The sequence below is a fragment of the Microcoleus sp. PH2017_05_CCC_O_A genome (assembly GCF_020738785.1).
Lineage (GTDB): Bacteria > Cyanobacteriota > Cyanobacteriia > Cyanobacteriales > Microcoleaceae > Microcoleus.
In genome coordinates, this window is record NZ_JAEQCB010000099.1 from 1 (window position 1) to 18,494 (window position 18,494).

An 18,494-nucleotide genomic window follows, 5' to 3' on the forward strand; every position below is an offset into this window, starting at 1 on the left:
TCTTGATTTCTAATATACTCTTTCAATACTTCTAAGGGTGCGGCACCAACGGATAGACCAAGTACATTCTAAGTTCTGTAAAAGAATAGCACTCTCGACCATAAAGGTTCTCATCGTTGGCAAACCAAGATATGATTTAGTAGCAGATGAATTTTAGCATAGTGATGAAAGCAAGATATCGCTACAGATTTTACCCAACTAGCCAACAGCAGCAGGGCTTAGCTCAACTGTTTGGCTGTGTGCGGGTGGTTTGGAATGATGCTCTTGCACTTTGCAAACAGTCAGATAAAAAGCCTAGTTCAGCAGATTTGCAAAAAATCGTCATTACCCAAGCCAAGAATACTGAAGAAAGAGCTTGGTTAGGAGATGTGTCATGCGTCCCACTGCAACAATCTGTTGCCGATTTAGATGTTGCTTTCAAGAACTTTTTCAACTCCTGTAAAGGTAAGAGAAAGGGGCGTAAAGTTGGATATCCTAAGTTCAAGAAAAGGACTAACAGCCAATCGGCACGTTTTAGAGTTGGAGGGTTTTCTCTCAAAGGTGATGGTGTCTATTTGGCTAAAATTGGAATTGTTAATCCAATATGGTCTAAAAGTCTTCCGTCTGAACCTAGCTCTGTGACGGTAATCAAGGACTGTGCAAACCGCTATTTTTTGAGTTTTGTTGTAGAGATTCAACCAATGCAAGTTGAGCGTCAAAACTCAAGTATTGGAATCGACCTAGGGATTAAAACTTTTGCAGTAATGAGTAATGGCGAGAAAGCCGAAAGTCCGGGCTATAAAAAGCCTTACCGAAAAGTACGCAAGCTACAACGCAAATTAGCTCGTCAACCAAAAGATTCTAAAAGAAGAAATGTAACTCGCATCAAAATTGCTAAGTTACACAATCGAATTGCCGATACCCGCCAAGACTTCCTGCACAAATTGTCAACCAAAATAGTCAACGAAAACCAAGTAATTATTTTGGAAGATTTAAATGTTTCTGGCACGATCAAGAATCGTAAACTTGCCAGGGCAATTAGTCTGCAAGGATGGAGAGAATTCAGAACTCTTTGCGAAGCTAAATCGGAGAAATTTGGCAGGGAATTCAAGGTAATTAGTAGATGGGAACCGACTAGCCAAATCTGTGCAGATTGTGGATTCAAATTGGGCAAGATTGATTTATCTATTCGATCGCGTGCTTTGCGTCAGTTGCGGTGTTGAGCAAGATAGAGATGAAAATGCTGCTAGGAATATAGAAATGGTCGGCATGGGGCATCGGCACGACCTTAAATGTACGCGGAGACAGAGTAAGACTATGAAAGGTAGCATCAGTCGATGATTTTATCGGTGAAATCGCGGCTTTAGGTGCTGCATTTGTCTGGGCTCTATCTTCCACAATCTGGCAGCGAGTCGGACAGCAAATCCCCGCAGTTGTACTAAACTTGCTCAAAGGTGCGATCGCCCTTGTCATGCTTTTTGCCACGATAATAATCTTAGGCAAATCCTTACCAGCAGTCAACCCCAATATCTTAATAATGCTGCTCATCAGCGGCGCCCTAGGAATTGGCATCGGAGACACCGCTTTCTTTATCGTCTTAAAATATTTAGGTGCGAGGCGAGCGCTGCTTCTAGAAACCCTATCTCCCCCTTTGACAGCTTTATTCGGCTTGATATTTTTGCAAGAAAAGCTATCGCTTATTGCTTGTACAGGCATTCTTTTAACAATCTGCGGCGTAGCTTGGGTAATTGCCGAACGAACAGCCGAAACCACCTTACCATCAAAACATCTTTGGCAAGGATTAGGCATTAGTTTATTAGGACAAACAGCCCACGCAGCCGGAGCAGTTTTATCCCGCGCCGCCTTCGCTCAAATAGATATCGATCCCTTGTGGACAGCGGCCTTACGTTTGAGCGGAGGTATGGCAGTCATGCTGTACTTTCTCAACCCCACAAACCTTGGCACTTTCCAACAATTAAAAGCGCCAAAAATATTAGGTGCAATAATTTTAGCAGCTTTTTTGGGAACCTATCTCGGAATTTTCCTGCAACAGACTTCCTTGAAATATGCACCCGCAGCCATCGCTCAAGCACTTAGTTCTACAAGTCCCCTGTTTATACTGCCTCTAGCCGTACTCGCGGGCGAAAAGGTTAGTCTCCGGGCTGTTGTGGGTGTGGTTTGTGCGATCGGCGGAATCGCGCTATTATTGGGATTGAGGTGATTCGATTTTAGATTTTAGATTTGATATAAGTTCTCAACAATAATGAAACTATACGTCAGATCCCAAGTACGCTCCTAGTCAGTAATTATCAAATCTAAAATATCAAATTAAAAATACTATGAATTCTTATTCAAGCGAGCAGAAAATTAATTATTTAGGAATTCCACACCAACAGATTAACTGGCTTCAACAACAGCCAGACGGCATCATATTTCAACAAAATTCCGGCGACAGCATCGTAGCCATCAAAAAAGATAAATCATGCTTACTCCTGGTTTTGGTAGACAGAGAAACTTTGAGTACAAGTGTAGCTCAATCAATCCTCGACCTCAACAATCCACTTAAATTAATATTTCCATATTCCCAAGCAATGCTGTTAGCATTACTCTGGAAAACTCAACCAAAAAATATCTATATAATCGGTTTTGGGGGTGGCACTCTTCCCAGAATTTTGCATCACTATTTCCCTAACGCGATAGTCGAATCTGCTGACATAGACGCAACAGTTGTCGAAGTTGCTCAAAAGTTTTTTGGCATTCAATTTAATGACAGACTAAAAGTAGCCATTCAAGATGGTCGTCAATATCTTGCCGAACAAAATCCCACCATAAAAAATGATATAATTATTGTGGATGCTGGTTTTGGCAGCGGCTATATGCCCTATCCATTGGTCACACAAGAATTTTACCAACTCTGCAAAACGCACTTGTCAAATACGGGCGTTGTAGCTATCCACCTATTCCACAAACAAGAGTTTAATGCGGCGGCGGTTAAAACAATTCAAAGTGTGTTCGCACAAGTTTATATCTGCAATTTAGATGCTGGTAACAGTATAGCGTTCGCGACTAATGCTCCAGATTTAGCTAGAAATGAAATCTTCTTGAAAGCCGAACTTATTCAAGATTTCCACAATTTAGAATTTTCCTTAATAGAAATGTCGTTTCAGCTCAAAACATTAGCGGAATTGCCGGAATGGCTGAAAATTTGGGAAACGCTACCAATTTTTACAGATGCTGCAATGCCGAGGGAATATTTGGACTGATCGCAATATTATACTAAGCATGAAAATTTCTGGCTACAACACCAAATTTAAGTAGAGTTAAATGGATGGTTGTGTTCTCAAAGATTCTCGGTTGTGCGTCGCGATGAGATTTTTTCTCTTTTTTGAGGATTAGCAGTGGCGACGCACCCTACAGATACTGTTGCATTGATTGTTGAAATTGGTATTGTAAAACTTCATTGAGTTTATAAGCAATTATAAACAATAATGGTATTATATTGTTGAGAATGTTGAACAAGGAATACGCATAGCCCAAAAAACGGAAGTCTCAAATGCAACTAACAGAGAGGCACATCATTAAATCAACGGAACACCGTTTCGCCGAAATTGACGAACTAGCTTTCAAATCCAAAAATCTGTACAATGCTGCTAACTACGTCATTCGTCATAACTTTATCTATGGATGGGGCTACGTTAATTACAACGAGATGAACCGATTGATGAAGTCTCATCAAGCCTACAAGGCTTTACCTGCTAAAGTAAGCCAGCAAATCTTGATGGTTCTAGATCAGAATTGGAAATCGTTTTTTGAAGCCGTTAAAGGTTATAAAGCCGATTCTTCAAAATTCACGGGTCGCCCGAAATTGCCAAAGTACAAAGACAAGACCAAAGGGCGAAACCTTCTCGTCTACACGATTCAAGCGATTAGTAGTAAACAGTTGAAGAAAGGAATCGTTAAACTTTCGGGTACTGAACTTTTAATCAAAACCAAAGTCGATCCCGATCGAATTTGTCAAGTTAGGTTGGTTCCGAAATGTGATTCTTATGTAATTGAGGTAATTTATGATGCTTGTACTGAGCATAGTCGAAGTGAACCGGAGTCCACCGCCTCATATAACGACTTTGCAGCCGGTGTTGATTTGGGGCTGAATAATTTAGTGGCGCTAACTTCAAATCAACCGGGATTTATCCCGCTGTTGATTAACGGGCGGACATTGAAATCGATCAATCAGTTCTATAACAAGCGCTCATCGCGATTACAATCCCAATTGAAAGGGAGGCGCAAAACTTCACCTCGGATTCAACGCTTAACTCGCTGTCGCAATCAAAAAGTAGACAATTATTTGCATCATACGAGTCGCAGGATTGTTGATATTTTGGTCGCGCAACGAATTGGAACGTTAGTAATTGGCAAAAACGCACAGTGGAAAACCGATATCAACCTCGGAAAACAGACTAACCAAAACTTTGTCAGCATTCCTCACGCTCGATTAATTGAGATGCTAGAATACAAAGGTTTTTTGGTTGGAATCAAGGTAATCGTGCAGGAGGAATCTTTTACCTCCAAAGCCAATTTCTTGGGCTTAGATCCAATTCCTGTTTACGGAAAAACAAAAACAGAACCTGTATTTACCGGAAAACGGATTAAGCGAGGTTTATACAAAACATCGACTGGTCAGTTAATTAATTCTGACGTGAACGGTTCTTTTAACATTCTCAGAAAAGCAATCCCAAATGCGTTCGGCGATGGGATACGTCGTGGGCGTAGTTCAGCCGAGGCGGGTCAATCCGCTTAAAGTGAAAGTGAAGGGGGAGGGACTTGAAGCCTCCCATGTCTATAAATGACTATACTTTTACCAGCTATTAAACCAACTACTTGACAGTGCAATGGTAATAGTGTATTATGTAAGTAGTACACATAAATAAAAATATGAGACTAAAAAGTTGGGAGTCTCCCCGCAACGAGGGCAGAAACTCTAAAGGCAAAGGCGGCTCGGCCAGAGCTAGACAGCTCAAAAAGCAACAGCAAACTCTCCGAAAAAAGTTAAAAGCTCAGCACGATCGCCCAAACGATCGCCCACCAAACCACAAACCAAACCACAAAGGGAAGGAAACCGATAATTCCTTCCCTTTTTTTGTATCTTTCTGCCGTTGCTCAATCCCGCTGAATGTTCGGACAAATGGTGCGAGTAATACACTCCGGCGAGGGTTTCTCTTGCCAGCGGTTGAGAATTCCTTGCAATTCTCCTTTCAAAGTTTCTAACGCTGCAATTTGCCCGGAAATTGCCTCAACCTTGGCCGTTAGATGCTGCTTCGCTTCAGAGCAAGGCAACTCTCCCCGATCGCGAACTTGTAAAATATCCTTAATCTCCTGAAGGCTCAAACCCAGAGCCTGAGATCGTTTAATAAACGCCAACCTGTTGAATACCGCTTCCCCAAACAAGCGATAACCAGCCGGCGATCGCTCTACCGCCGGAGACAGCAGGCCCATTTCGTCATAGTAACGAACAGTTTTCACCGATAAACCGCTACAACCCGCTACAGAGCCAATTTTGTACAGTTTCTCGGCAACAGTAATATTCATACAGCAAGCCTCAAAGATCGAAGATCGAAAGACTTTTTTGATCCTATGTTTAGTAATGCCTCAGATGCAGAGTGGCGCGATCGCCACCTCACCCCCGTCGCCGTTGCGCGCTAATCTTAATAAGGAGGATTTTTCTTAGACACGTTGTTGAGCGTGGGCAACTGAGGTCGAGAAGACTGAGGAGGAAGATAGTATTCGGCAGCAGGGGCGGGTTGTTCGGCTTCAGAGCGGTAAACTTGCCACCAACGGAGACCCATCGCTACCCCAGCAGTACCCAGTCCAAAAGCCAATAAAGAGCCGCTCGCACCAATGCTGCCGATGGCTGCATCGACAACGCCCACTGTTATAACAAAGCTGGTAATTGGCTCTCTACGGTAAGCTGACTTCAAAAGTCGCGTCCACGAAGCATTCATGTGGTTTTACTCTGTTCTATATTTATCTAAAATCTCTAAAACTTAGAGTTGGCGGTGCGATCGGGATTTCTAGCTTTGAAACTAGCTTCACCTCAATTAATCTTCTCGCCTGTCGCGAATTGTACGGGAGCGAGGCCAAATTGCCAAGCTTGCCCAATCAAAATTTCATCCGACATACAAACCCAAAGCTAGCTCTTGCATTGTCTAAACCGATGTTTCTCGATCGACAAGTCGCTGGGCTTGATTTCTAACTAATATTCTAATCAATTCGCGAAGTGGTCGCGGTCAGCATGGTGACACCCTTGCGGCTGACAGTCCACACAAAGTATGAGGTTGACCCGCCCAAAAACGGGTACAAGCCCTCAACGCTCGCTTAGGGTAAATCCCCAAATTTTAGACTCCTGTTTTTTTCCCACATGAATCTGTGGCATCAAATCTAAAATCTAGAATCTAAAATCTAAAATCGACTGACCGCGCCCTTGCTAAAATTAGTTGAGACCTAACCAGGCCAGCAACCCCTGCCCTGTGACATACTCGATAATTAAAGTTAGGGAAAAACCGATCATCGCGGCTCGACCGTTCAGGCGTTCCGCGTAGCTGTTGAAGCCAAACTTTGGTTGTTCCAGTTTGGGAGTGACGGTAGGTTGTAGTTGTGTCATTGCTTTGGATACCTTGCGATCGACGCTAGTGAAATCGAATGTTAGTTACAAATCTTAAACATTTCTACTTCCATTATAAGGAGAGTTAACCGCCATCAACCGTCCCTGCTAAAAAAAAACTGCTGCCAATTAAAGCCACTCAATTATATCCGCTCAAAATATGACTAATCAGTTAGATAACGATAAGCTTCCGGTAGCTGCACAGCGAGTTGCCTTTGCCCTTCGGACAGCAGGCTGGGTGTGCTTCTGGGTGCAGTCAGTGCTGGCGGTGGTAGCGACGATTATTTTGCTCTTTGCCATCCCCTTTGCTATCCCGAGCGCCACTGCGCCTGGAAGTTCAACCAGTGCCGGCACCGGCGGCGGCGTCTTTTTTGCTCTTTGCGGGCTGGCAGTGCTCGGTTACAGCGTGTATCGCGCTTTCCGTTTCACCCGCTTGTCGAGAGAATTGCGATCGCCCGCCAACGCTGTCCGCCCCAAAAAAGCAGACACGATCAAACAAGTGCAGTTGACACTGATGAGCAACTTATTAGGAATGCTGCTGACACTGATCGGTGCAGAAGCTATCAGCGGCACGCTGTTAGCCAAATCTTTAGCTCAGCCGCAAGCTTTGTTCGGTGCGGCAGTAGATTTCAGCAGATTTATTCAGCCTTTAGACATATTTGTGGTGCTAGCCAATACTCACGCGACTGTTGCCCACTTTGTCGGGATTATCGGTGCTCTTTGGTTGCTCGATCGCATTCACAAGCAGTAGTCTTGGGGAATTGGGCATGGGGAATTGGGCATTGGGCATGGGGCATGGGGCATGGGGCATGGGGCATGGGGCATGGGCAGGAGTGGGAATTGGTTATTAGTTATTGGTTATTGGTTATTGGTTATTAGTTATTGGTTATTGGTTATTTGTGAGGGCCTACTAATGCCCTCTTTGCCCTCTTTGCCCTCTTTGCCCTCTTTGGCCAATGCCCCATGCCCTGTTTGCCCCATGCCCTGTTTGCCCAATGCCCCATGCCCCATGCCCCATGCCCACTATCCCCCAACTGACATCCGGAATCACTGCCAAGCTTTAGAAGAACGTACTCAGATACCTTCTAGCAAGACAACACAAACATCATGGCACTGAAACCCGAGGCTTATTTTGGGGTGACAGATCACGCAACTATTGAAATTTCTCAAGAAAGTTTTCGTTCTGTTCTCGGTCAAATAGAAGCTGAACTCCTCTGTAGCGACACCTACAGCCAAGCTCTAGCTAGCTTGCAAACCATGTTGGGCGAAGCAGCATCTGCTGCCGAAATTTTAATTAGAGCAGTTAGCAGAGAAGCAGTCAAGCTCGCATTCGATCGATTTGGCAAACCAAACAAAACGGAAATGCAAGTCGTCCAAGAGAGTGTCGCGGCTCCAAGTGACACCGCATCCTATGTTAGAGAAGAAGAGCCACCAGTACCTGCTCCTGTTTTCTATTGGCGCAGTGCTGCTGTGGAAGCTCCTGTTACAACAGAGTCCGAGACTGAAAATTGCGATCGAGATTCTAACACTTTAGAAGAAAACAAAGAAGCGCTCAAAGACGAAATTAAAGTCGATTCGGCTGCACCTGCAACTGTCATCGCCCCCGCTAAATCCTTCCCAGGGTTTGGTTTTCCCAAGAAGGAGAAAAAACTTACCAAGGAAGAGGAAGCAGCTTTAGCAGTTCAAGAGCGAGAAGAGTGCCTGCGGGAGTTGGGTAGAGAGTTGCGTAAGGGACGGCAAATTCGATCGCTATCCCTCCAGCAACTCCACAGTCAAACTCTCGTGCCGCTGCACCACATCGAAGCGATCGAAAATGGGGAAATCGACAAACTGCCCCAAGATATTTACGTTAGAGGTTTTATCCGCAGATTGGGCGACGCCTTAGGGCTAGACGGCACCGCGATGGCGAATGCTTTGCCAAAACCCGCTCCGAGTCCAATAATTCCCAGTACCTATTTGTCTGCTTCCAACTCCGACTCCGGCGAAGGCTTTCAAATGAGTCCGGTGCATTTGTACATCGGCTACACTGCTTTGATGGCTGGGGCGATAGGGGGTGTGGGTTGGTTGTCGCAGCAACCCGTTGTACCTGGGGCCAATGCAGTGGAGCCACAGGTGACACCGCCCGCTTCTGTTGCACCGTCTCCAAAAAGCCAAGAAAAAGCGCCTCAACCGGGCTTGAAGAAGTCTAAGAGTCACGGGGGCATGATTATGGGGGCTGACATGGCACCGCCGGAGGTGATTTTTGGTTAGAGTGCTACACGCGATTGCGATCGGTTGTCATTGGCAGGAGCGAAGCAATCGCAGTATCTTTTGTTGGCAGGGTTTTGCCGATCGAACTTTCTTGTCTAAATTGGACTGGGTGAGAGTGTGTCGGGCGATCGATCGTCCGACAAGACTCTTGGCGCAGTTGAACTCCCAAACAGAGTTTCGGAGTTCACCCACATGGGATACACAGCTTGAAGACATGAGTTGTGGAGAACAATCGCGGTTGAGATTTTAAGTTCAATCCCTCACCTTGAACTATCTGTGGAGTCAAAACTCAAAACTCAAATCTCAAATCGCTCAGCCTTGCACCCAAAGTGAATTTTCAAGTACATCAGGAAACCCAATATGTGCGATAAACTATCTATTTGACCAGTCCTAAAAGAGGTTTCCGATAAGATGAGTTCACCAGCCACCGCTGCTTCCTCCGATATCGAGCCGCTATCGACTCAGGCACAAACAGTCACGAGTTTGACTGTATCGCACAGTGCTTTGGTAGCTGCTGCTCAAGTGCCACAAAAATCTTGGACAATAGAAGATAGCGAGAAACTGTACCGAATTCAAGGTTGGGGCGAACCCTATTTTTCGATTAATGCCGCCGGTCACGTTACAGTCTCTCCCAAGGGCGATCGCGGCGGTTCCCTCGACTTGTGCGAACTGGTAGAATCGCTCAAACAGCGAAATTTGGCTTTGCCGCTGCTAATTCGATTTTCTGATATTTTGGAAGACCGGATCGATCGCCTAAATTCCTGTTTTGCCAGAGCAATCGCCCGCTACAATTACAAAAATGTCTATCGCGGTGTTTTTCCAGTCAAATGCAACCAGCACCGACAATTAATTCAAGATTTGGTGCGTTTCGGTCAACCCCATCACTTCGGACTGGAAGCCGGATCGAAACCAGAATTAATGATTGCTTTGGCGACCTTAAAAACTCCAGGGGCTTTGTTAATTTGTAATGGTTATAAAGACCGCGAATACATAGAAACCGCGATTTTAGCGCAGCGGCTCGGTCAAACTTCGGTAATTGTGCTGGAGCAAATTGAGGAAGTAGAACTCGCAATCGCCGCGAGCATTGCATTAGGAATTAAACCGGTTTTGGGAGTGCGAGCCAAACTCACTACCAAAGGCGTTGGCCGCTGGGGAGGTTCCACGGGCGATCGGGCAAAATTTGGCTTGACAATTCCTGAAATTATCCGCGCAGTCAACGAACTAGAAAAAGCTGGAATGCTCGACTGTTTGCAGTTACTGCACTTCCACATCGGCTCTCAAATTTCCTCAATTAGCGTCATCAAAGATGCCATTCGAGAAGCCAGCCACATCTATGTAGAATTGGCTAAATTGGGAGCTAACATGAAATATTTGGACGTAGGGGGCGGGCTCGGCGTTGACTACGACGGCTCTAAAACCAACTTCCACGCTTCCAAAAACTACAATATGCAAAACTACGCCAACGACGTAGTAGCGGGAGTCAAAGATGCCTGTGACGAGCGGAAAATTCCTGTGCCAATTATCATTAGCGAAAGCGGGCGGGCGATCGCATCTCACCAATCAGTCCTAGTTTTTGACGTACTCGGAACTAGCGATGTCCCCAGAGAAGTACCAGAACCAGTAGACGAAAACGCCCACCAAATTCCGCGCAATCTCTACGAAATTTACCAATCTATCACTCCCGAAAATTACCAAGAAGTCTATCACGATGCTATCCAATTCAAGGAAGAAGCAGTCAGTTTATTTAACTTAGGCTATCTAGGAATTGCGGAACGGGCGAAAACCGAACAGTTGTACTGGGCTTGCTGCGATAAAATACAGACAATCGCGCGGCAAAAAGACTATGTATCGGAAGATTTGGAAGACTTAGAAAAGGTGATGGCGTCCATTTATTACATCAACTTATCTGTTTTCCAGTCAGTGCCAGACAGTTGGGCTATTAACCAATTGTTTCCTATTATGCCAATTAACCGGCTCGATGAAGAACCGACTCAGCGCGGTATTTTAGCAGATCTCACCTGCGACAGCGACGGCAAAATCGACCAATTTATTGATTTGCGAGATGTCAAGTCAGTTCTGGAACTGCATACAATCAAACCTGGAGAACCTTACTATTTAGCGCTGTTTTTGGGAGGTGCTTATCAAGAAATTATGGGCAACCTTCACAACTTATTCGGCGATGCAAATACGGTTCACATTCAGCTAACTCCTTCGGGATATCATATTGAACACGTTGTGAAGGGAGACACGATGAAAGAAGTTCTCAGCTACGTACAGTACGATGCAGAAAGTTTGGTTGAAAGCATCCGCCGTCAGACAGAATCTGCTTTGCAGCAAAATAAAATTACTCTTTCGGAGGCTCAACTTTTACTGCAAAATTACGAGCGGAGTCTCACCCAATATACTTATTTGCAGTCCTAATCAGTTGGCATTTGGCAGTTGGCAGTTGGCAGTTGGCAGTTGGCATTAGTCATTAGTCATTAGGAGTGCTGTCTCCGCTCGCGAACCTCATCCAAGGTCATTAGTCATTAGTTGATAACTGATGACTAATGACTTATTAGGTAGAGTGCAAACGAAGAACTTTAGCAATTAGCAATTAGCAATTACCAATTACCAATTAGCAATTACCAATTAGCAATTACCAATTACCAATTAGCAATTACCAATTACCAATTACCAATTACCAATTACCAATTACCAATTACCAATTCCCAATTCCCAATTACCAATTAGTCAGCAGTGCTGAGAATATCTGCGATCGCCCGTCGCTCTTCTCCTAGTATATTTGGTAACACTTGACGGGCATCAGTAATCAGCCAATCGAGAGCCGCCGCTTGCAAATCGATCGCCGCCCCGGTTTTGTCAACGCAGTAGCGCCCGAACACCAGTTTGTCAACCAACCGCACCTCTGGCCCCAAACGGGAATACTCAAAGATCACGCTGTTTTCTACAGTCGCCCCGCTGCAAAGCCAACAATTCGGGCCGATCATTGTCGGGCCGACAATTTTGGCTCCGTCTTCAATTTTCGTCATCGCACCAATGTAAACAGGCCCGGTAATATCAACCTTGTCCCAGTTGACAGCTACATTCAAACCAGCGTAAACGCCGGGGCGCACTTCAATTCCTGGAATCGAAACATTTTTAATTTCTCCCAACAGCACGCTCTGAATTGCTCGCCAATAATCAGGAACTTTCCCGATATCTACCCACTCAAAGTCCATGCTAATTCCGTAAAAAGGCGCACCTGCTGCTACTAGGGCGGGAAATAACTGCGAACCGATATCATATTCCATATCATGGGGAATATAATTGAATATTTCCGGTTCAAAAATATAAATACCAGTGTTGATGTCGGTACTCAGAGCTTCCTCTACAGAAGGTTTTTCTTGGAAATCTTTAATTCTGCCAGAATCGTCTGTTACCACTACTCCGTAACTGGGAACCTCATCGCGGGGAACAGATTTCATTACAATAGTAGCGATCGCCCCTTTTTCTCGGTGCCACTTCACAGCAGCAGTCAAGTCCAAGTCAATCAAAGCGTCGCCGCACAGCACCACAAAAGTATCGTCAAAAAACGGTGAGAAGTCCTGAATTCGCCTCATACCGCCAGCCGAACCGACGGCTTCTCCAATCATTTGTCCGTCTTCAATTCGCCCTTCAAAAGAATAGCCAATTTGTACCCCAAACTTTTGACCGTCGCGGAAGTAGTTTTCAATTACGTCGGCCAAGTGGGAAACATTGACCATAATCTGGTCAAATCCGTGCTGGCGGAGCAATTCAACCAAAAACTCCATCACAGGCTTTTGCAGGATGGGAATCATCGGTTTTGGTGTCGTGTGAGTAATGGGACGGACGCGAGTGCCTTTACCGGCCGCCAGAATCATCGCTTTCATGATTAACTTCCTCAACCCTCTGTTAATTGATATCAACTCAACAATTAGATGCTAGCGGTTGCGACCTTTATCGATCGCAGCACCATCATAACCCCGCCCAAAAACGGGTATAATTTTCCGACGCGAGCGTTCGGATCGATTTCAAAATTTTAGACGCTAGTTCAAGCTCTCAGATTTACTGCGCTGCGAGTAAATCTAAAATCTAAAATCTAAAATCTAAAATCTAAAATCGACTGACCTGTTTATAGGCGATATCCTACCAGGCTATCAATCATTTATCCGGAATTTGCCTGGATTTAACCAACCAGGAATCAGAAATCAGAAATAATCTCAAGTCCGGTTGAATGTACCTAAAAGTCCTCTACAGGCAGGTTCGTCCGGAAGTCAAGAGTTCCAAGGACTGGTAAACCGGCCCCATAAGCCTATCTGATGCAGATCCAAGCTCAAAGCGCCCGGATTTTGAGGTCTTGGTAAAACTCCTCTTGAAGCAACTCTACTTTAGACTGAGCCGAGAGCAGCAACAACGCCCAAAAAACACCCACGCGGTCATAATTTGGTAAATGAACTTCCTCAGTCGATAGCGGGGGGTCGGGGTGGACAGATGAGTTAAAACCGTGATGGTGCCAGAGTTCCAGCAATTTGTCCAAGTCGAGCCAACCCTCATCAATTTCCTGGCCCCGTTCTGCCAGAAATCGATCGAGCTCGCTAGCAGTTTCCACGAGATTTTCTTGGTGAGCTAGCTCAAAGATAGCTTGGGCAGCTTGCGATCGCATTTTTGAAGTCGGGCGGCGCCGAGGAGCAACTGTCTGCTCCATTGCTGCTTTCATGAGCTGCAATTGCTCGATTAGTTCTGGGAGAGTTACCGGGCGTTTTTGTGGGAGTTGAGCTACACCGCGACGGCGCAGTTGTCGCTCCAGATGCTGCGGCAAATGTCGCCCTCCTGAGTGCTCTGTGTCTTCGAGGGCTGCTTCGTCCAATTCGGGATTCGGCGGGGGTTCACAGAGGACAATACTTTCTGCTTTGAGCAAAACCAGCATTGAAGCGTACAAAAACGCTTGGCCGGAGTGGGACAAATCGGAGAAATCCGAACTCTGATCGGCATCAGAGGCGTTGGTCAGCTTGCTCAAACATCGATCGAACACTTCAATTACCTTAACGTCCCAAGGATCGATTTCTCCCCGTTCTGCTAAATCAATTAAAATTGCGATCCCCTCAGAAATCGTTTCTAAACCATCTTGGTCTCTGGAAACAACCATTCGATTTTAGATTTTAGGTTTTAGATTTTAGATTTAGGGCTGATACACTCACCCGCCAATAAATCGGGTTTTTCAACCGAAATTGAGGGTTTTAATCAATCCAATAGGCTTGGGTTGTTCTCAGACAAACCGTATTAGTTTCTAGCCAACCGTGGGTACAGAAATGAGATTTGAGATTTTCCATCGCCACAAACCAGATAGAAACTGGGTGCATCTGAGTTTTGAAAATATGTTTGTAGGGGCGAAGCATGACCTCCGTGAATATGAGATTATAACTAATAACTTATATGCGGTCATGCTTCGCCCTCTTCTAAAGTGAGATGCACCCGAATAACTCAATTTAATTGCCAGATACATTATTTAACCAGCTTTGACCTCGGCTGCTGCTGTTCCTAAACTTGTCAGTTCTGCACTTTCTAACAAAGGTTGTTTTGCTTCTACTTCTGCTTTATAGCGTTCGATATCTTGTTGTAACTCCTGAATTTGCTGCTCTTTTTCGCGAACTTGGCGGATTTCTTGGCGAGAGGCGAGGGTTCGCTGCATTCTCGACCACAAACTGAACAGCCACGCTAAAACAGCTCCCAATCCTGTCGCTACAATTAGTTCTACGCACAGCGGGGCTTTAACTTGGACGCCTTTAATAATTTGAACGGTGGTCGGCTCTGTATTTTCGATGCTGAACAATACTAGAGCCAAGCAAATCAGAAAGATGAAGAAGAAATTTAGCGATCGCATTTTCTCTGTTCCTAATTCTCAATTTGGGTCAAGCAAATTCTTTGCTATTTGTCAACTAACTATTTTTTAGTAGATGCTGGCTGTTTGTTTAATAATATCAAGTCTGGTCAATTAATCATTGTATCCGGCGACTCAATTGATAAAAAATCCGATCGCATCTTGATAATTCTCCCTTGGATGACCAAAAGTTCAGTCATCCAACTGCGACCTCCAACTGAGAAACATATTTAGGCTTGACCGATGTTTTGCTGTTTTTTACCGATTAAGAGGGCTGGCAATATTTGATATTTTACAGCAATGCCCGCCGCCACAAATAAGGCAATAATCAGCGCCCCAATTCCTACGGGACTTGGAATCCAGAATGTCGCCTCCAAATAGTTGACTTCTCCAGGTTTCAGCTTCCACACTAACTGCTTTCCCTGCTGATAGCTTTGGGGAACCAGCGCACCGGCGACATTCGTTTCAATATTTTCGGCACCCCAAGGCGTGTTCAAGCTAAAGTCTAGCTCCAAAAGTCCCCCCGGATTCAGCAGAGGACTGCCGTTTGAGGAAACCAGAGCCAGAGAGCGCAAATCCAATTCCAAACTTAACCGATTTCGCAGCACCAATAACAAATTATTCTGCTTGACACTCAGGTGAGATTCAAACTTGGGCAAATCGGTTTCTAGGGGACTTGCGACGCGAGATTTGGCAGTTTGTGCGATCGGATTGTAAAATTGGTTGAACTTGTCTTCTAATTCGGCTCCATTATTGAATGGAATCGTCACTATAACTTCTCTCTCAGAAAGCCGTTTAGTTTTTCCGTCGAGCAATCTCGCCCGCTTCTCTACACTTTTCAACCAATCTCCAACTGTTTCGCTGCTGAAGCTTGTCAACCTTTCCCCCAGTTTAATGTGCTGCACCATTGCGCCGTGAGTTTGACTGTCAAAGTTGACTCCGACATCGTACTGAACGCATCCAGTCACTAAATTTAAAATGCAAAAAACCAAAGGTAAAAGAAAGAAAAAGTGCTTTTTCTTCTTCCCAGTTCCATCCTTGACATTTTGCTCTTTCATGGTACCTTTTTCCCTATTTTTTCCTATTTGCATGAATTAGCAAAGCCAGGTTTGTAGTGAGGACTTCAGTCCTTCTTGACTCAACTAAGATAAGAGGACTAAAGTCCTCACTACAAACCTATTTTATAGCAGTCGATTGGTGACAGAAACAGTTTTTTTTGTGGCTGTGTCGGAGTCACCTGAAATTAACCGCACTGAACTTATTGCCTCGAAGCTACACCCAACTGTTGAAACAGCATACTCGGTAAATATGCTCCACCGCCTACCCATTCGGCTTCGCTGCTTAAATCTGCCAAATTTTTAAAGGCTTCAAAAATACTGCCTGCCACCATTGTATTCTTGACGCGACCGACAATTTTGCCTTTTTCTACTTTATAGCCTAAGTCCAAGTTGACAGAAAATTCGCCAGCTAACTGATTGGACTGACCGGCACCTAAAACTTGTTCTACTATGAGACCTTCATCCATGCTAGCAATCAAGTCTTGGGTGCTGGTGTTTCCTGGGGAAATGCAGAAGTTGGTCAAGTTTGGGCCCGGGCGAGACAATCCGCCACGAAAACCGTTGCCAGTCGATCGTACACCGGCGCGAGCAGCCCACCTGCGATCCCAATAAAATCCGGTGACAGTTCCTTTGTCAATTAAGACTTTGCGGGTGGTGGGGGTTCCTTCGTCGTCAAAGGGACAAGCAGATGGGCCCAAAGTGGGGTCTTCAAAAAAGGTGAAGCGTTCGTCAAATAAGGTTTCGCCGATTTTGTCGGCTAGGGGAGAGGCTTTTTGAACTACTGCTTGACCTGAAAGGATGGTATCAAAGAGGCCTCCGAGGGTGCTGGCGGCGGCTCTGGGGGTAAATAATACTGGGTAGGAACCGCTGGCGATGGTGGCTGAATGTTCGGCGAGGCGGTATTTTTCGAGGAGTGATTGCAGGATGCTGTTGGTGTCGAGGGGTCGATCGCGCGCTACGTCGTAACTGTATGCTTGCATAAAGTCTTCTCCTACTACCAAATTGCCTGCGATCGTCCCGCTGACTATTTGGCTGCTTCTTTCGGCATACACGTCTTGCGTCGTGGCAATTTTCACGCGGCCGTGGCGGACGTGAAAGCCGACATCTACCATAATATCGGGATTGTAGGCGTGGACTTGCTCGATGAGGTTTTTGCCATTTTCGACTAATTCGGCTGTTGTGGGCGGAGTATAGGTGGTTTCCGGGCCTTTTAGGTGGAAGTCGGAAGCCAGTTCAAATTCTGCGGGGTCGCCGATTTCGGCGGTTTGAATGGCTGCATCGACTAAATCGTCTATCCGGGTTAAATCGGTGGAACTAGCAAAGCCGATTTTGCCATTGTAAATCAGCCGGAGTGCTACGCCTCGGAGGGCTTTGGTTTGGAGGGATTTGAGGCGATTGTTCTCAAATTCGATCGGCGTGTCTTGACTGGACAGATAGTATACTTCAGCGGCATCCGCTCGCTGACTTGCCAATTTCAAAATCTGCTCTATGGTTGAATCGCTCACAATAATCGCCTTTCTGGTTTGGTCTTTATTTTATTTTAGCGATTTTGGGTGTGGCCAGAAACCGGGTTTCTAAATCCCGCACGCCTAGTCGAAGAAACCGGGTTTCTACGAGATTTTACGCATCCTCACGAGATATTCGCGAGAAACCGGGTTTCTAAATCGCGCGCGCAAACTTACGATCGATCTCCAGCCATCTGCTGAACTCTAGCAATAATTTCGTTCACTGTCTCCACGTCGGGCGATCGCAAATGCTGTAAAATCTCCAAAGATTGCTGTAAATAATTGAAAGCTTGGTCAAAATATCCCTGCTTTGCTAACAACTGTCCAAGCATTGCGAAAGTAGCAGTTGTTCCTTGCAAAAACTTAGAAACCGGGTTTTTCGCGAATCTACCGGCTACAGCGAAGTATTGTCAGAAAATTCTGGTTTCTGGACATCCACGCGTCAAAACTTAGAAATTGGGTTTTTCGCGAATCTGTCGGCTACAGCGAAGTATTAGATAAAAACCAGGTTTCTCGATACCCGCGCGTCAAGCCGAAGTTCATTCCTCTATAATTGTAATTCGCACTGTTGAAAAACATAGTTAACCGCTGCAAACAGTCGCTCTAAGTCCTGAATTGTATAGAAAACTTTATTTTGAGTAAACATTTCTAATTTGAGCTTGCCAAATTGCCACATTGCCCCATTAGAAACAATCCCAAAGATAGTTTGTTCTGGTTCATTGTTCAGTCGCTGCACAGCGATCGTTGCTGCTAAACACTGCCCCCATCCTTCATCAAAGGCGCTCTCTTTCTTGGCTTCAACTAAGATGAAATAGGGCTTATCAAAAACTACTGTCCCAAGGCTGGAGCGCTTTGCCAATATATAATCTGGAATCCCTGACAAATTTTCATTGTAGACTAAGGTTTGGTGACTCCAGAGGAGGAAATTACTGCGATAAATTTTCCAAACTTCTTTCAAAACTGGATAAATGATATTTTCACAAATGGCGATTTCCGAGTTGTCAAATACTCCGTCATTGAAAATCAGTTCTAATTCATTCCGAAAAATGTCGCTGACTGCAAATTCTGTTTCGACAATGAAGTTATCCCGCAGGTAATTAATCTGGAATTCCTTGGCGACGGCGCTGATGCTTTTATAACTGCTAAAAGGCATTGCTTAACTT

19 protein-coding genes and 2 pseudogenes are annotated in these 18,494 nt (G+C 45.1%); 9 read left to right on the plus strand and 12 right to left on the minus strand.

Going from position 1 to position 18,494, the window contains the following annotated elements; translation table 11 throughout:
* The first annotated feature begins 164 nt into the window (after positions 1-164).
* From JGK20_RS22095 to JGK20_RS22110, 4 genes and pseudogenes are all read left to right on the plus strand, one after another.
* Positions 165-1,320: pseudogene (locus JGK20_RS22095) on the plus strand (transposase).
* Between the two features lie 58 nt (positions 1,321-1,378).
* Positions 1,379-2,200, plus strand: a complete 822-nt coding sequence (locus tag JGK20_RS22100; RefSeq protein WP_366039312.1) for a DMT family transporter — start codon at positions 1,379-1,381, stop codon at positions 2,198-2,200.
* A 118-nt stretch (positions 2,201-2,318) separates the two neighbouring features.
* Positions 2,319-3,242 (plus strand): fused MFS/spermidine synthase, encoded by a 924-nt coding sequence (locus JGK20_RS22105; RefSeq protein WP_293232166.1) that lies wholly within the window; start codon positions 2,319-2,321, stop codon positions 3,240-3,242.
* Positions 3,243-3,532: 290 nt separating this feature from the next.
* Positions 3,533-4,826: pseudogene (locus tag JGK20_RS22110) on the plus strand (transposase).
* A gap of 310 nt (positions 4,827-5,136) precedes the next feature.
* On the opposite strand, the gene JGK20_RS22115 reads toward JGK20_RS22110, so the two are convergent.
* The 3 genes from JGK20_RS22115 to JGK20_RS22125 form a co-directional block, all read right to left on the minus strand.
* Positions 5,137-5,565 (minus strand): heavy metal-responsive transcriptional regulator, encoded by a 429-nt coding sequence (locus JGK20_RS22115; RefSeq protein ID WP_293181806.1) that lies wholly within the window; start codon positions 5,563-5,565, stop codon positions 5,137-5,139.
* Positions 5,566-5,681: 116 nt separating this feature from the next.
* Positions 5,682-5,978 (minus strand): hypothetical protein, encoded by a 297-nt coding sequence (locus JGK20_RS22120; protein WP_293181807.1) that lies wholly within the window; start codon positions 5,976-5,978, stop codon positions 5,682-5,684.
* Between the two features lie 488 nt (positions 5,979-6,466).
* Positions 6,467-6,637 (minus strand): hypothetical protein, encoded by a 171-nt coding sequence (locus JGK20_RS22125; RefSeq protein ID WP_194065476.1) that lies wholly within the window; start codon positions 6,635-6,637, stop codon positions 6,467-6,469.
* A gap of 160 nt (positions 6,638-6,797) precedes the next feature.
* Here JGK20_RS22125 and JGK20_RS22130 point away from each other — a divergent pair, with 160 nt between their 5' ends.
* Positions 6,798-7,388, plus strand: coding sequence for a DUF3611 family protein (locus tag JGK20_RS22130; protein WP_293181809.1), 591 nt, complete (start codon positions 6,798-6,800; stop codon positions 7,386-7,388).
* Positions 7,389-7,744: 356 nt separating this feature from the next.
* Positions 7,745-8,887 carry a helix-turn-helix domain-containing protein gene (locus JGK20_RS22135; protein ID WP_293181811.1) on the plus strand — a complete coding sequence of 381 codons (1,143 nt, stop codon included), beginning with the start codon at positions 7,745-7,747 and terminating at the stop codon, positions 8,885-8,887.
* 4 nt (positions 8,888-8,891) lie between these two features.
* Here JGK20_RS22135 and JGK20_RS22140 read toward each other — a convergent pair whose 3' ends face one another.
* The gene (locus JGK20_RS22140) at positions 8,892-9,056 is read right to left on the minus strand and encodes a hypothetical protein (RefSeq protein ID WP_293232168.1); all 165 of its coding nucleotides are present in this window, start codon (positions 9,054-9,056) and stop codon (positions 8,892-8,894) included.
* Between the two features lie 242 nt (positions 9,057-9,298).
* Between JGK20_RS22140 and speA the strand changes: the two genes are divergently transcribed.
* Together speA and JGK20_RS34635 are read left to right on the plus strand one after the other, a co-directional pair.
* On the plus strand, positions 9,299-11,308 hold the full coding sequence (speA, locus tag JGK20_RS22145; RefSeq protein ID WP_293181815.1) for a biosynthetic arginine decarboxylase: 2,010 nt from the start codon (positions 9,299-9,301) through the stop codon (positions 11,306-11,308).
* Positions 11,309-11,545: 237 nt separating this feature from the next.
* On the plus strand, positions 11,546-11,620 hold the full coding sequence (locus tag JGK20_RS34635) for a hypothetical protein (RefSeq protein WP_366039315.1): 75 nt from the start codon (positions 11,546-11,548) through the stop codon (positions 11,618-11,620).
* Here the strand turns inward: JGK20_RS34635 and JGK20_RS22150 are convergent.
* The 4 genes from JGK20_RS22150 to JGK20_RS22165 all read right to left on the minus strand — a co-directional run bounded on the left by JGK20_RS22150 (position 11,617) and on the right by JGK20_RS22165 (position 14,771).
* Positions 11,617-12,780: an NDP-sugar synthase gene (locus tag JGK20_RS22150; protein WP_293181817.1), complete on the minus strand. Its 1,164-nt coding sequence runs from the start codon at positions 12,778-12,780 to the stop codon at positions 11,617-11,619. The genes JGK20_RS34635 and JGK20_RS22150 overlap by 4 nt on opposite strands.
* Positions 12,781-13,223: 443 nt before the next feature.
* Positions 13,224-14,036: a segregation/condensation protein A gene (locus tag JGK20_RS22155; RefSeq protein WP_293191638.1), complete on the minus strand. Its 813-nt coding sequence runs from the start codon at positions 14,034-14,036 to the stop codon at positions 13,224-13,226.
* Positions 14,037-14,127: 91 nt separating this feature from the next.
* The gene (locus JGK20_RS22160) at positions 14,128-14,286 is read right to left on the minus strand and encodes a hypothetical protein (protein ID WP_293181821.1); all 159 of its coding nucleotides are present in this window, start codon (positions 14,284-14,286) and stop codon (positions 14,128-14,130) included.
* A gap of 110 nt (positions 14,287-14,396) precedes the next feature.
* Positions 14,397-14,771: a LapA family protein gene (locus JGK20_RS22165; RefSeq protein ID WP_293153976.1), complete on the minus strand. Its 375-nt coding sequence runs from the start codon at positions 14,769-14,771 to the stop codon at positions 14,397-14,399.
* 48 nt (positions 14,772-14,819) lie between these two features.
* Between JGK20_RS22165 and JGK20_RS22170 the strand changes: the two genes are divergently transcribed.
* A complete protein-coding gene (locus JGK20_RS22170; RefSeq protein ID WP_293203314.1) occupies positions 14,820-15,002 on the plus strand; it encodes a hypothetical protein in 183 nt (60 codons plus the stop codon).
* Here JGK20_RS22170 and JGK20_RS22175 read toward each other — a convergent pair.
* The 4 genes from JGK20_RS22175 to JGK20_RS22190 form a co-directional block, all read right to left on the minus strand.
* Positions 14,999-15,826, minus strand: a complete 828-nt coding sequence (locus JGK20_RS22175; protein ID WP_293181826.1) for a DUF3153 domain-containing protein — start codon at positions 15,824-15,826, stop codon at positions 14,999-15,001. The two genes, JGK20_RS22170 and JGK20_RS22175, sit on opposite strands and share 4 nt — an antisense overlap.
* 200 nt (positions 15,827-16,026) lie before the next feature.
* Positions 16,027-17,331 carry a TldD/PmbA family protein gene (locus JGK20_RS22180; RefSeq protein WP_293197429.1) on the minus strand — a complete coding sequence of 435 codons (1,305 nt, stop codon included), beginning with the start codon at positions 17,329-17,331 and terminating at the stop codon, positions 16,027-16,029.
* A gap of 173 nt (positions 17,332-17,504) precedes the next feature.
* Positions 17,505-17,663 (minus strand): hypothetical protein, encoded by a 159-nt coding sequence (locus JGK20_RS22185; RefSeq protein WP_293181830.1) that lies wholly within the window; start codon positions 17,661-17,663, stop codon positions 17,505-17,507.
* Positions 17,664-17,878: 215 nt separating this feature from the next.
* Complete coding sequence (locus JGK20_RS22190; protein ID WP_293232170.1) at positions 17,879-18,484, minus strand: hypothetical protein; 606 nt, start codon at positions 18,482-18,484, stop codon at positions 17,879-17,881.
* Positions 18,485-18,494 lie beyond the last annotated feature (10 nt).

Coding starts and splice junctions, on each gene's coding strand:
- JGK20_RS22125 (WP_194065476.1), bottom strand. CDS start 6,637: ATGACACAACTACAACCTACCGTCACTCCCAAACTGGAACAACCAAAG.
- JGK20_RS22160 (WP_293181821.1), bottom strand. CDS start 14,286: ATGCTTCGCCCCTACAAACATATTTTCAAAACTCAGATGCACCCAGTT.
- JGK20_RS22135 (WP_293181811.1), top strand. CDS start 7,745: ATGGCACTGAAACCCGAGGCTTATTTTGGGGTGACAGATCACGCAACT.
- speA (WP_293181815.1), top strand. CDS start 9,299: ATGAGTTCACCAGCCACCGCTGCTTCCTCCGATATCGAGCCGCTATCG.
- JGK20_RS22150 (WP_293181817.1), bottom strand. CDS start 12,780: ATGAAAGCGATGATTCTGGCGGCCGGTAAAGGCACTCGCGTCCGTCCC.
- JGK20_RS22165 (WP_293153976.1), bottom strand. CDS start 14,771: ATGCGATCGCTAAATTTCTTCTTCATCTTTCTGATTTGCTTGGCTCTA.
- JGK20_RS22115 (WP_293181806.1), bottom strand. CDS start 5,565: ATGAATATTACTGTTGCCGAGAAACTGTACAAAATTGGCTCTGTAGCG.
- JGK20_RS22190 (WP_293232170.1), bottom strand. CDS start 18,484: ATGCCTTTTAGCAGTTATAAAAGCATCAGCGCCGTCGCCAAGGAATTC.
- JGK20_RS22105 (WP_293232166.1), top strand. CDS start 2,319: ATGAATTCTTATTCAAGCGAGCAGAAAATTAATTATTTAGGAATTCCA.
- JGK20_RS22175 (WP_293181826.1), bottom strand. CDS start 15,826: ATGAAAGAGCAAAATGTCAAGGATGGAACTGGGAAGAAGAAAAAGCAC.
- JGK20_RS22155 (WP_293191638.1), bottom strand. CDS start 14,036: ATGGTTGTTTCCAGAGACCAAGATGGTTTAGAAACGATTTCTGAGGGG.
- JGK20_RS22185 (WP_293181830.1), bottom strand. CDS start 17,663: ATGCTTGGACAGTTGTTAGCAAAGCAGGGATATTTTGACCAAGCTTTC.
- JGK20_RS22130 (WP_293181809.1), top strand. CDS start 6,798: ATGACTAATCAGTTAGATAACGATAAGCTTCCGGTAGCTGCACAGCGA.
- JGK20_RS22120 (WP_293181807.1), bottom strand. CDS start 5,978: ATGAATGCTTCGTGGACGCGACTTTTGAAGTCAGCTTACCGTAGAGAG.